This window comes from Treponema sp. OMZ 798 (assembly GCF_024181385.1).
GTDB lineage: Bacteria > Spirochaetota > Spirochaetia > Treponematales > Treponemataceae > Treponema_B.
Genome location: NZ_CP051305.1, coordinates 1,793,918 through 1,807,080, shown reverse-complemented (window position 1 = coordinate 1,807,080; position 13,163 = coordinate 1,793,918). Strand labels below are relative to the sequence as shown.

At 42.6% G+C, this 13,163-nt stretch carries 7 protein-coding genes; 6 read left to right on the top strand and 1 reads right to left on the bottom strand.

Annotation, left to right across the window (positions count from 1 at the left end):
* The first annotated feature begins 38 nt into the window (after positions 1-38).
* From flgF to E4O07_RS08445, 3 genes are read left to right on the top strand one after another with little or no spacing between them, the layout of a single operon-like run.
* Positions 39-851 (top strand): flagellar basal-body rod protein FlgF, encoded by an 813-nt coding sequence (gene flgF / locus E4O07_RS08455; protein ID WP_253685016.1) that lies wholly within the window; start codon positions 39-41, stop codon positions 849-851.
* A gap of 14 nt (positions 852-865) precedes the next feature.
* Positions 866-1,660 carry a flagellar basal-body rod protein FlgG gene (gene flgG / locus E4O07_RS08450; RefSeq protein WP_253685015.1) on the top strand — a complete coding sequence of 265 codons (795 nt, stop codon included), beginning with the start codon at positions 866-868 and terminating at the stop codon, positions 1,658-1,660.
* 46 nt (positions 1,661-1,706) lie between these two features.
* Entirely contained in the window at positions 1,707-2,300 is a 594-nt protein-coding gene (locus E4O07_RS08445) for a rod-binding protein (protein ID WP_253685014.1), read from the top strand.
* Positions 2,301-2,318: 18 nt separating this feature from the next.
* Here the strand turns inward: E4O07_RS08445 and E4O07_RS08440 are convergent, their stop codons facing one another.
* Complete coding sequence (locus E4O07_RS08440; RefSeq protein ID WP_253685013.1) at positions 2,319-4,412, bottom strand: methyl-accepting chemotaxis protein; 2,094 nt, start codon at positions 4,410-4,412, stop codon at positions 2,319-2,321.
* Positions 4,413-4,591: 179 nt separating this feature from the next.
* On the opposite strand from E4O07_RS08440, the gene uvrA reads away from it, so the two are divergent.
* Genes uvrA through E4O07_RS08425 form a run of 3 tightly spaced genes read left to right on the top strand, consistent with a single transcriptional unit; the run spans position 4,592 to position 13,144 of the window.
* Positions 4,592-7,456, top strand: a complete 2,865-nt coding sequence (uvrA, locus tag E4O07_RS08435; RefSeq protein WP_253685012.1) for an excinuclease ABC subunit UvrA — start codon at positions 4,592-4,594, stop codon at positions 7,454-7,456.
* A 9-nt stretch (positions 7,457-7,465) separates the two neighbouring features.
* Positions 7,466-10,633, top strand: coding sequence for an LPS-assembly protein LptD (locus E4O07_RS08430; protein WP_253685011.1), 3,168 nt, complete (start codon positions 7,466-7,468; stop codon positions 10,631-10,633).
* A 48-nt stretch (positions 10,634-10,681) separates the two neighbouring features.
* Positions 10,682-13,144, top strand: a complete 2,463-nt coding sequence (locus E4O07_RS08425; protein ID WP_253685010.1) for a helix-hairpin-helix domain-containing protein — start codon at positions 10,682-10,684, stop codon at positions 13,142-13,144.
* The last annotated feature ends 19 nt before the right edge of the window (positions 13,145-13,163 follow it).

Below are 13,163 nucleotides of genomic sequence, written 5' to 3'. Positions count from 1 at the left end.
TTATAATCCTTGCAAAAAGTTTTTATAGAGGTGGTTATATGGTAAGAGGTTGGTATACTGCGGCGAGCGGAATGCTGGCTCAGCAGCGTCAGCTGGATGTTATTTCAAACAATTTGGCTAACTTGGATACGACTAGTTTTAAAAGGGATGTTTCCGTTCAAAAGTCTTTTCCCGAATTGCTTTTAAGAAGGCTGAACGATGACGGAGTTATAAAAAATCCCTTCGGCTCATCAGACATAGCTCCAATTATAGGAAAGTTAGGTCTCGGTGTTGAAACTAACGAGATTTTTACCGAGTTTGAGCAAGGCTCCTTAAAGCAGACAAGCTCTCCGGCCGATTTGGCCTTGGAAGGGCAGGGCTTTTTTGCCGTTGAAACACCTTACGGCGAAAAATATACCCGCAATGGAAACTTCATGGTCGGAGTTGAAGGCTATCTTATGACCAAGGAAGGCTATCCGGTTATGGGAGAAAACGGCCGCATCTTTTTACAGGATATGGAATATAAGATTAACCAAGACGGACAAATCTATATACGCCCCATTACCCAACCGGAAAGCGATTCCGTTTATTTGGACCGCTTAAAAATAGTTGAATTTGAAAACGAAAGATATTTGAGCAAAAACGGATCAAGCTTTTACCTGGACACGCCTCTTTCCGGTAAGGCCATTGCTGCCGAAGGCCCGTCGCGTCCCGTTGTGGTGCAGGGCTTTATCGAGGCATCCAATGTAAATGTAGTCAACGAAATGGTTAGGATGATAGAAGTAAACAGGGCCTATGAGGCCAATCAAAAATCCATTCAGGCCGAAGATACGATGATGGCCAAACTATGGAACGAAGCAGTTAAAAGATAGATAGGAGGTAAATTATGGTTAGAAGTTTATGGACAGCCGCAACAGGCATGAACACTCAGCAGGCAAATATCGACACGGTTGCAAACAACTTGGCAAACGTAAACACAAGCGGCTTTAAAAAGCAGAGGGCTGAATTTGAAGACCTCATCTATCAGACGGTAAGGACGGCAGGAACCCCTGCTACCGAAGACACAATTACACCGGTAGGAGTTCAGATGGGACATGGTGCAAGGCTTGCCGCCACCCAAAGAATATTTGAACAGGGTTCCTTACAGAACACCGGAGTAACAAGCGATATTGCAATTCAGGGAGAAGGTTTTTTTAGAGTTCTTCAATATGACGGAACCTATGCTTACACAAGGGACGGTTCTTTTAAGATTGATAGAGACCGCCAGCTTGTGACTTCAAACGGTTTGCGCGTTTTGCCCGAAATCATCTTCCCCGAAGGTTATAGGGAGAACACGATTACCGTCAGCAGAGACGGCCGTGTTACCGTTAAGGTCGGCGACATAGACGATCCGATCGAAGTAGGTCAGATAGAGCTTTACCGCTTTCAAAATAATGCAGGTCTTTCGGCCGAGGGTACAAACCTTTTTAGGCAGACCCCGGCCTCAGGTGCAGCTATTCCGGGGCGCCCCGGCTTTAGCGGGTTCGGAAGAACCGAGCACAAGTTTTTGGAAATGTCAAACGTTTCAACCGTAAGCGAGATGGTAAACATGATTGTTGCCCAAAGAGCTTATGAGTTCAATTCAAAGGCTATCCAGACAAGCGACAATATGCTCGGCACTGCAGTAAGTTTAAAACGATAAGTTTGACTTAAAAATAATTTTTAGTTAAGGCTTGGGAGGGCAGAAGATGGAAGTAAACAAAATACAAATAAATCAAACGGGAAGGGAAGACGTAAAAAATTCTTTGATAAATAAAAAAGAAATTCCGTCTTCCGTAAAATCTCAACAAAATTTTACTCAAATGCTTGAATCTTTGAGAGGTTCCGAAAGAGCTTCTTCCGTTATTTCTAATATTCAGGGAGAAAGCTCCGCTTCCGTCTCAGGCCTAAAAACAGGACAGCTCTTTGATACCCGCCTTCCGGGAGATATTTTAAAATCCATGAAGATAGAAAATCCGGTTCCGGCCGATACGCACAGGGAGGTTCAAGGCGTGGCTTCCTCCTTCGGAAAGTCGGGTGAAACGGTTCATTCAAAATACTCGATTGACAGAACGAGTAAGCTTTACGAGCAGGCCCTTGAATTTGAATCCTACTTTGTAAAAATAATGCTTGATTCGATGCGCAGCACCTTGTCGGGTAAAACCCTTGCAGGGGATGAGTCCTTTGCAGGAAAGATGTACCAAGACATGATGTATGATGAGCTCGGCCGCAGTATGACTAAAAACGCCGGCTTCGGCCTCGCCGATCAAATCTATTTGGAACTTTCCGGAGCAAGGGGATGACGGTCCCTTGCGGTTAACTTAAACCTTAAACTTTCCTACCTCCGTCGATAGGCTGTCGATGTTCCGCTTATTCTTTTGGGTAATTTCACTTACATCCTGTACGGCATTGCTTATCTGAATTGCGCCGGCGGCCATTTCATTCATGCTGTCCGTTATAATGCGGGTAAGTGAATCTAGTTTTTGCATTTCGATTGCAACATTTTCACCGCCCCTAAGCATTTCAGCAGATCCGTCATTTACCTGATTGGTTACCATATTGATATCACGGATTGCGCTGAGTACTTCCTTGCTGCCGTTTTCTTGTTCCCGCATAGCATCCATCAAATTTTGACTCATTGTTTTTACTTGGTCGGATAGGTTGAAAATAGTATTGAACTTATCCTCTGCCGTCTTTGCAGCAGCCGAAAGCATTTCAATTTCTCCCGACAGTACTTTTAGGGTTGAGGTGATAGTTTTTCCTTGAGTGCTGGATTCTTCTGCAAGTTTACGTATTTCGTCGGCAACAACGGCAAAACCCTTTCCTGCCTCACCTGCATGGGCGGCTTCAATGGCCGCATTCATAGCCAATAGGTTTGTCTGACTTGCAATATGCTGAATAACATTGCTGGCTTCCAAAAGCCCGCCCGATTCTTCGGCTATTCGTTGAGTTACACTGTTTGCTCCCGCAACGGTTTCCTTTCCGTCAGCGGTGGCTGAAGCGAGTGTCTTTATAACATCATTTGTTTTATCCAGAGTTTGAGTGATTGAGGCGATATTGCCTACCATCTGTTCGATAGCTGAGGAAGATTCTGCAACGCTTGCTGCCTGATTTTCGATACTTCCGTTAAGATTTTTTATAGTCCGGATAATCTGTTCTACGGTAGCTGCCGTTTCACTGACGCTTGCAGCTTGTGTAAGAGCCTGTTTTTTTACTCCGTCAATGTTTGCGCTTATCTCATGCACGGCGCTGGCTGTTTCCGTCATATTGCTTACAAGCTCCGAACCTGTGTTTGTCATCTCGGCACTGTTTTTTCCTACGACTTTAATTGAAGAGCCTATTTTTTCGATTGTTTGATTGAAGTATTCGGATAGATCCGTTACCTCATCATTTCCGACCAAGGGCAGACGGACGGTCAAATCTCCTTCACCTTGGGCAATATCCTTGAGGGCGGAAACTACAACATTTATAGGCTTGATCATTTTATAGGATGTAATGAAAAGTATAACTAAGCTTACCGCTAAGATACTAAAACCTATAAAAAGCATTCTGTTTCTCAGAGTATCAATACTTCCCATAAACTGTTTCATCGGGGCTCTAATAACAACAGTCCAGTCGGTATTACTCATCTTTGCATAAGATGCTATATAGGTTGTTCCATCATATTTATAAAAACCTATTTCACTTTTTGTGCTGTCCAAAGCTTTTTGCGTAAATTTGGCTAATGAAGTCAATTCAGGGTTTGTTTTTGCATTATTTAAAATATTATCCTGAGAATTTACCAAATTAAAATCTTTATGTGCTATTGTTGTTCCGGAGCGGCCTAAAATATAACAGTTTCCTGTTTCTCCGACGATAATATCATTAATATCATCGGATAGGTGTTCGGCTCCGATTGCGCAGTTTAATACACCTGTAACAGTTCGATCTTTATCGTATACAGGAACAGCAAATACAAGTACAAATTTGTTAAGGGAACGGGATAAAAGAGGTTCTGAAGCAAAACGTTTTCCGCTTGCAGCTGATTTAAACCATTCACGGTCTTTTACCGATATAACTTGTCCGTCATTTGCAGTACGTGTTCCTGAAAGGTCGTACAAATTGAGTTGATCCAACCTTTTATTAAAAGATGCTTCTTTGTCCAATACTGCAGCTTTTTCTGCATAGGGCACGGTTTTATCGGTTAAGACAGGCATACGGGCTATCCCTTCCAAAAATTGGAAAAAAGCCGTAACCCTTCCGTCAATAATTTCAGCCGTATCGGCAGCCTTATCTTTAAGGTGAATCTCCACCTTTTCAGTTACAGTTTTTCGGGCTGTTCGTACTCCTAAAACACCCAGCGTAAAACCTGCCGCAAAAATCAAAGTACCGAATATAATCAATAGCTTATTCCGCATTGAAAACCTTTTTTTCATGTAGTTCCTCCCTCAGGTAAAGTAATGTTTAATATGTGAATTGAAAAATATGTATGAAGCTTTCCATGTAAATAATTGCAAGTTTTAATAGTTACATGGTAACTAGTATAAATTTTTAAGAATTTTCAGTATTTTCTCCTTATTCCCAAAAGCCGTTTTTTTTTGTATAATATCTTCTTATGAATAATCAAAATCATGGCGGACACCTAAATAAGCTCATCGTAAAGGGTGCCCGTGAACATAACTTAAAAAACATTGATGTGGAGCTTCCTCGCGATAAGCTCATCGTTATATCGGGCCTTTCAGGTTCGGGCAAAAGCTCGCTCGCCTTTGATACCATCTTTGCCGAGGGGCAGCGCCGCTATGTCGAGTCCCTTTCGGCCTATGCCAGGCAGTTTTTAGGCAGGATGGATAAGCCCGATGTGGACTACATTGAGGGGCTTTCTCCCGCTATTTCTATCGAACAAAAAACCACTCACCGTAACCCCCGCTCCACGGTCGGCACGGTAACGGAAATTTACGACTACTACCGCCTCCTTTTTGCCCGTACGGGGCACGCCCACTGTCCTTCTTGCGGAAAGGAGATTAAGGAGCAGACGGTTGACCAGATTATAGACACCATTATGGCCTGGCCTGAAGGAACCCGCGTTCAGATTCTGGCTCCCATCATAAAGGGAAAAAAGGGAGAACACCAAAAGATTGTAAGCGATGCGATTGCCGCAGGCTTTGTGCGTGCCCGCATCGACGGCCTCCTCGTAAACCTTGAAGACGGAATAAAGCTCGATAAGCAAAAAAAGCACACAATCGAAATAATCGTAGACCGAATTCAACTGTCGGGCGATGTAAGAAAACGCCTTTCCGAATCCGTGGAAACTGCCTTGGAAAGTTCGGGCGGAACCCTTCTTGCTACAAGGCAGGACACCAAGGATTCCCCTGTAATCGAGGTTTTCTTTTCGCAAAAAAATGCCTGCTCTGACTGCGGAATTTCGATGCCCGAATTACAGCCCCGCCTTTTTTCTTTTAATAACCCGATAGGGGCCTGCCCGGAGTGTACCGGCCTCGGAGTGACCCAGCATTTTGACCAAGACCTCATAGCCCCCGATAAGGGCCTTTCGTTCAATGAGGGCGTCTTTGTTCCGTATAACCCCGAATCGGATTGGAACAGGGTGCGCTTTGAAGCCCTCGCGGCCCAATACGGCTTTTCCCTTGATACGCCTCTAAACAAGCTCCCCAAAAAAATTCAAACTATCATTTGGGAGGGCTCGGGCGACACGAAGATTCAGTTTTCGTACACGGCCAAAAGCGGAACAGGCAAGTACTCTTATAACCGCCCCTGGCCCGGCATAATGGCCGACATGAATAGGAAGTATAACGAATCCTACTCGGCCTCTGTCAGGGAGTACTACGAAAAGTTTATGTCGATAAAACCCTGCAAAACCTGCGGAGGGATGAGGCTTAAGCCCGAGGTGCTGGCCGTAACGGTGGGCAATAAAAACATTCATGAGCTCACCTGCCTTTCGGTCGGGGATTCTATCAGCTTCTTTGAAAAACTAAAACTTTCCGAAACGGAAGAACACATAGCCTTTCAAATCTTAAAAGAAATTAAGGCCCGTTTGGAGTTTATGAAAAACGTCGGCCTCGATTACCTGACCCTCGAAAGAAAGGCCGCAACCCTTTCGGGAGGGGAAGCTCAGCGCATAAGGCTTGCGACCCAGATAGGTTCAAGCTTGATAGGCGTTCTTTATATTTTGGATGAGCCTTCGATAGGACTTCATCAAAGGGATAACCAGCGCCTTATCGACACTCTTTTATATTTGCGCAATTTGGGGAACACCCTCATCGTTGTAGAACATGACGAGCAGACTCTCCGCACGGCCGACTACATTGTAGACCTAGGCCCCGGGGCAGGCGTTCACGGCGGAAACATTACGGCGCAAGGCTCGCCTGAGGAAGTAGCGAGGGTAAAAAACAGTTTAACCGGTCAATATCTTGCAGGAACCCTTAAAATGGATATCCCCGAAAAAAGGCGTGAGGGCAACGGAAAGGCCTTGGTGCTTTCAGGCGTGAGTGAGCATAACCTAAAAGACGTTTCGATAAAAATTCCTCTGGGAGCCTTTACCTGCATCACCGGAGTTTCGGGTTCGGGGAAGTCCACCCTGTTGACCGATGTACTTTACCCTGCCGTTTCAAACAAGATTATGCGCTCCTCCCTTCCTGAAGGGGCCTATAAAAGACTGAGCGGCCTTGAACACATAGACAAGGTTATCAATATCGATCAAAGCCCCATCGGAAGAACGCCCCGCTCAAACCCGGCAACCTATGTAGGAGTTTTTACGGGGATAAGGGATCTCTTTGCAAGCCTTCCCGAATCGAAGGCGAGAGGTTATAAGCCCGGCCGCTTTTCATTTAATGTGCGGGGCGGAAGGTGCGAGCATTGTCAGGGGGACGGAACCCTCACAATCGAGATGAACTTTTTGCCCGATGTTTATATAGCCTGCGATGTTTGCCGAGGGAAGAGGTTTAACAAGGAAACCCTCGATGTCCGCTATAAGGGCAAAAACATTGCCGACGTTTTGGATATGACCATCGAGGAAGCTTCGGAATTCTTTGCTCCCATTCCTCACATTGCCCGAAAACTTCAAACCCTCTTATCGGTAGGCTTGGGTTATATAAAGCTTGGCCAATCGGCGCTTACCCTTTCAGGAGGAGAAGCCCAGCGTGTAAAACTTGCAAACGAGCTTGCCAAGCGCTCTACGGGCAAGACCCTCTATATCTTGGACGAGCCGACAACGGGCTTACATTTTGCAGACGTTAAGCAGCTCATGCAGGTTATCCACCGCCTGATTGATCAGGGAAACACCGTCGTTATGATCGAGCACAACCTTGACGTTATCCTGCAAGCCGATAAGATTATCGACCTCGGTCCCGAAGGCGGAACCAACGGAGGGCAAATCATAGCCGAGGGAACTCCTGAAGAAGTTGCAAAGATAAAAAAATCCTATACGGGATATTACATAAAAGAAATGCTTGAAAGAGTCAGGTAAGACGGAATAATGAAAAAAGCTTTGCAGGGGGTAATCTTTATTCTTTTTCTCTTTTCGGTAAATGTTTTGGCATCCGAGGAAAAGCCTGAAAAGCCGATAAAGGTTACGATTAACTCTGCAGAGCTTACCGAGTATGTGAAGGTGCCTTCTGCCCCTGTAACAGAATTACCCGATACAGGTTCTAAACCTAAAAGCGATGAGCTCATTATTTTTACCGGCTTTGTTTCAATTTCGGTAACGGATGAAAATTCCGTATCTACTATCACAGCAGATAAAATAATTCACAATAAGACCCGGGAAACCTTGACAGCAATGGGTAATGTTGTTTACAGTCGCAAGATAGGATCCGATGAGGGGGAAAGCTTTAGAGGGGATGCTCTCATTTTTAATATTCAAAAACTTGAGGGTGTCTTTGTTGACGGCATCATAGAGCAGGCTCCTGCAAAAAAAAATCAAGACCCTTTTAGAATTCATACCGGTCTTGCCGGAAGAAATGAAAGCGGTGCCATAGCTTTTAAGGATGCCCTGCTTACGACAAGCAAGGAAAAATATCCCCTGTGGTCTATCAGGGCAAGCCGTCTTTGGATTTTACCCGGAAACGAAATGGCTTTTTTTAACGGTTTTTTGTCGGTCGGTGTTGTGCCTATCATGTACTTTCCGTTTTTTTATTATCCGGCTGACGAGATGATTTTTCATCCGGTCTTCGGTTTTAAAAACAGGGAAGGAGCCTTTGTTCAAACTACTACCTATATTTTGGGCCGCAAACCTGCGCCTAAAAGCGATGAAGCTACTTCGTTTTCAAATTTTATGCAAAGCGATACTATAAAAAAACAAAAACTTGAGGGCTTGTTTTTAAAAAAATTGGATGAACCTGCATCGGATACGGGCGGCTCCTATCTAAAGCTTATAGCAGATGCCTATTCCGGTCTTGGATATTTGGCAGGTATCGACGGAAAAATTATTCCTAAAAAGGGTTATATAAAACAAGCCGATTTTCACGGTCTTTTAGGATTTTCTTATACCTTGTATCCTAGGAACAGTATTTTATTTACCCTGTATGGAGAGCCGGGTAAAGAAAAAGCTGTCAATAGGGCAAACCTTTTCGGTAAAATAGTTCCATTCAGATATAGTTTCAACTTTAACATGAGCGTGACAAAGAGCCCATTCAATGTTTCCATTCTGTTTCCGTTTATTTCGGATCCTTTTTTTAAGAGCGATTTTATGGGAAGAAGCGAAGACATGAATTGGTTTAAGTATTTTTTAAACAAAGATAAGCTGGCTGAAGCTAAAGGGCAGGCAAGTGAAAATTTTTATTCATGGAAGCTTGACGGTTCGATCAATCCTAGTTTTTCCGTATTGAAGCCTTGGATAAGTTATATGTCTCTTGAGTCTTTTTCAGGGAAGGTTAATTTTGAATCAAAGAAAAATGAAAGCCTTAGCGGAAGCGATTCTTTGTATGCTCCGGACAGATTATTTTACTATCCTAAAAATATTTTACCGGAATTAAGAGCCGGCTTGGGCGGTACTATTTTTTCAACATCGATGTTATCTCAAAGAAAGAATAGACAGCAAACACAAGACATAGCAGGCATTAAAAACCCTTTTGAAGAAGATACTGTCAAGGATAAGAACGATAAAGTAAATAATAATGAGGAAAAAAAAGACGAAGCTCCGGCCTTTTCCAATGACCTCTTTCCTGTATATAAAATTGACAGTGTAAAAACAAACCGGTTTTTAAATTTAATAAGTTATGATTTAACCTATAAACTAAACGGTTCCGTCTTTCAAGATATAATTTTTAATCATAAGGATTGGAAAAAGCCTTTTGACATTGACTGGAATGATTTTTATTCAGCCTATTATAAATTAAACGGACAGGCTAAGATCGACAGCCGTCTTTCATATAATCAAGGTTTTTTGAATTTATCCAATTCTATTGAACTTAGCGGTAATAATCAAAAACACACATGGCATAAGGACAAGGCAGAGCAGGATAAGCTCCAATTAAATAATTATAAATTAAATGTTTATAGCGTAAATAATTCAAACAGCGTAAAATTTAGTCCGTTTATTTTTAACGAATTATTTAAACCGACTTTTTTAGAATGGTCTATTTCGGAAGTTCTTCTTCAAAATAAATTTAAGGGAACTGTTGCAAAACCTGAATGGGAAACTATCAAGGCAAAATGGGATAAGGAATATATTAAGACCCATATTGCATCTGCAGGTTTTGGAATTAATTTAAAAAATTATACCCAATTGATTACCTCATCCATGAATTTAAACCCGCTTTTGGAAGCCTATTCCTTTACAGGAAACTTTGCTTTTCCTTACGGTAAACTTAATATTTCTACAAGATTATTTGAAAAAGAAAATAATGTAAAAAAATGGTTTTGGGATCCGCTTAATATCGGCTTAAATTTTTCGTTGCCTTATAATATTTCTCTAAGTCAATCCTATGTTTATAATATTGAAGGAAAGAGAAGTGACAGATATGCCGCTTCTTTTTCATGGAAATATATGTCGGCAGTTTATGCAATGAGTTATGATACTCCGTATAAATTGACTTCGGGAGTAGGATGGGTGTCCTTGCCTTATAAAGAATTTATTCCGAGATCTTTGGATATAAATTTTTCCAACTCATCACAGCCTATTGAATTGTATGCTTGGAAAAATAGAATTAAATTGCAATTTTCATTTAATTCATCTCTTAACTTTAATTTGATAAGAGTAACGGATTCTTCATTTTCGTTTTCACCCCGCCTTGTGTTTAAGATACACGAGTTTTTAGATATAAGTTTTAGTGCATATAGCCGGAATGATGTTATAGCAAGATATTTTCAAGACTCTCTTAATCTGCCGATTGTTATCCCCGGTGAAAAAAATGTTTTTAAGGATCTGCTTTCTTCTTTTTATTTTTGGGATGAAAGATCACGATTGCAGTCAGGATTTAAATTAAAATCTCTTAACCTTGATTTAACTCACTATTTAAAAGATTGGTTAATGAAATTCTCCTATTCGCTAAAGCCGGTGCTCCGTACGGGTGGTGTAAAAAAATATTATGAACTTGTGCCTACTATAACATTTTTTGTGCAATGGAATCCGATAGGAGATGTCAAAGTGCAGACAAAAAAAGAAGACAATGTTTTTTCCGTAACGAGCGGAGAATTAAAATAAAGGGCTGAACCGGATACCGAATTTTAAGCCCTTGATTTTCTTCTTTTTATGGTATATACTCACAATATTATGGAATTTACGAATGAGTTTATTGAAGGTCTCAGTGTAAACGAGGTCGATATTATGAAGCGTATTGCAGAAGAGCTTAACATAAAGCTTGCTCAAGTTTCTGCAGTTATAAGTTTGGTTAATGAAGGCTGTACAATCCCCTTTATTTCGCGTTATAGAAAAGAGATGCACGGCTCTCTTGATGAGGTACAAGTAAGAGATTCAGACCGCCTGTTTAAATCTTATACAAATTTGGAAACCCGCCGTCTTGAAATTGTCCGCGGAATTTTTGCAGCAGGAAAGTTGACCGACTCTCTTTATGAAAATATAATGAAGGCCGGAACCCTTACCGAGCTTGAAGATATTTGGCTTCCCTTTAAAAAGAAAAAGAAAACCCGCGGTATGCTTGCCGTCGAACGAGGTTTGCAAGCCTTGGCCGATTTAATGAAGGAACTTGAAGCCGCTCCTCTTGAAGAAAAGGCTAAGGATTTTGTCGTTACAAATGCAGAAACGGAAGAACTCAATGTTCCCACTGTTGAAGATGCCCTTCAAGGTGCCGCCGATATAATTGCCGAAGAGATTTCCCAAGATACCGAAAACCGCAAAGCCGTTCACGATTATTTTATAAAGACAGGAAAATTTGAGGTTAAGGGATTAGGAGATGAAGAGGCTGCAAAGACATCGGTTTATCAGATGTACTGGGATTATTCCGAAAACTTAAACGAAATTAAACCCCACCGTGTGCTTGCAATTAACCGCGGAGAGAGGGAAGGGGTTTTGGAAGTAAAAATAGATGTAAGCATTGAAGATGCAATTTCTCTTTTACAAAACAAGTACACATTAAATAACGATTACCATAAGGAAGCTATCGCAGACGGTCTTGTGCGCTTACTTGCTCCTGCCGTTTTACGCGAGATAAGAAGCGATCTTGCCGATACCGCTGACGAACACGGTATAAATATTTTCAGCGAAAACCTAAAACATCTTTTGATGACCCGGCCCATCAAGGGTACCAGAGTTCTCGGAGTTGACCCCGGTATAAGGACAGGTACTAAGTGTGCCGCCCTTGACGAAACAGGAAAGTACCTCGGCTCCTTTGTGATGCACCAGCATAAGACAGACGAGGCTAAGTACCTTGTTCTTGAGGCCGTTAAAAAATACAATGTGCAGCTCATCGCTGTCGGGAACGGCACGGGCTCCCACGAGGTGCAGGAAATAGTTTCTGCCGTTATAAAAGAATCTTGTCCCGATGTTTTGTTTACGGTTGTTGATGAAGACGGAGCTTCCGTTTATTCTGCAGGCGATGTTGCCCGCGAAGAGTTTCCGGATTTGGACTTGACGATAAGGGGTGCAATTTCTATCGGAAGAAGATTACAGGACCCGCTTGCCGAGCTTGTAAAAATAGATCCCAAATCCATAGGAGTCGGCTTATACCAGCACGACTTAAACCAAAAAAAATTAAGCGAAGAGCTTGATGCCGTTGTAGGCTCGGTTGTAAACAATGTAGGGGTAAACCTAAATACCGCAAGTGCCTCTTTGTTAAAATACGTTTCGGGCGTAAGCTCCTCCCTTGCAAAAAAGATTGTTGCCCGCCGAGAATCCGAAGGAATCTTTACCGACAGGGAACAATTAAAAAAGGTAAGCGGAATGGGGCCTAAGTCTTTTGAGCAGTGTGCAGGTTTTTTAAAAATCCCTGAAAGCTCCAACCCATTGGACAATTCCTGGGTTCATCCCGAAAACTACGAAACGGGAAAACTCATCTATGATGTAATTCATAAAAATGAAGAAGTATCGGGAGAGCTCCGAAGCGAGATAAAAACCAAGTACAATATCGGAGACCAAACCATAAACGATATTATCGAAGAATTAAAAAAACCTAACCGCGATCCGCGTGAAGATTGCCCCAAGCCCATCATGCAGCAGGGTGTTCTTCAATTTGAAGACTTAAAAACCGGAATGACCGTAAAGGGTAAAATCAAAAATGTGGTCGACTTCGGCGCCTTTGTCGATTTAGGCATTAAGGAAACTGCCCTCTTACACATATCCGAAATGAGCGATTCCTATATCTCCGATCCGCTTGAAGCCGTAAAGGTAGGCGACATTGTAGAGTGTAAAATCATTTCTCTTGATGAAGACCGCCGCCGAATTTCTTTGAGCCGAAAAAGCGGGGAAGGTAATGCCGAAGGAAAGGCCCGTCTTACAGCAAAGCAAAAGAGTGAGGTTAAAAAACTTGTCGTAAAAACCAAGGACGGCAAAACCCTTACCGTCAAAACCGCCGCCGGAGCACCGGCAGTGCAGGGAGGCAAGGAACTTTCCGAAAGAGGAGAAAGAAGTCCCGCAGCAAGGGGTGAAAGGTCTCCTGCCCATCGAGGCGACAGAAAAGTCGGCGAACCCCGCTCCCGCAAGGATGATGACGGAACCAAATACAATCCCTTTGCAATTTTATTGCAGGGTAAGAAGTAAATCATAAAAAACCGCCAAA

Bases quoted from the DNA above. Each gene is read 5' to 3' on its own strand.
- flgF (WP_253685016.1), top strand. From the start codon at position 39: ATGGTAAGAGGTTGGTATACTGCGGCGAGCGGAATGCTGGCTCAGCAG.
- E4O07_RS08445 (WP_253685014.1), top strand. From the start codon at position 1,707: ATGGAAGTAAACAAAATACAAATAAATCAAACGGGAAGGGAAGACGTA.
- uvrA (WP_253685012.1), top strand. From the start codon at position 4,592: ATGAATAATCAAAATCATGGCGGACACCTAAATAAGCTCATCGTAAAG.
- E4O07_RS08440 (WP_253685013.1), bottom strand. From the start codon at position 4,412: ATGAAAAAAAGGTTTTCAATGCGGAATAAGCTATTGATTATATTCGGT.
- E4O07_RS08430 (WP_253685011.1), top strand. From the start codon at position 7,466: ATGAAAAAAGCTTTGCAGGGGGTAATCTTTATTCTTTTTCTCTTTTCG.
- flgG (WP_253685015.1), top strand. From the start codon at position 866: ATGGTTAGAAGTTTATGGACAGCCGCAACAGGCATGAACACTCAGCAG.
- E4O07_RS08425 (WP_253685010.1), top strand. From the start codon at position 10,682: ATGGTATATACTCACAATATTATGGAATTTACGAATGAGTTTATTGAA.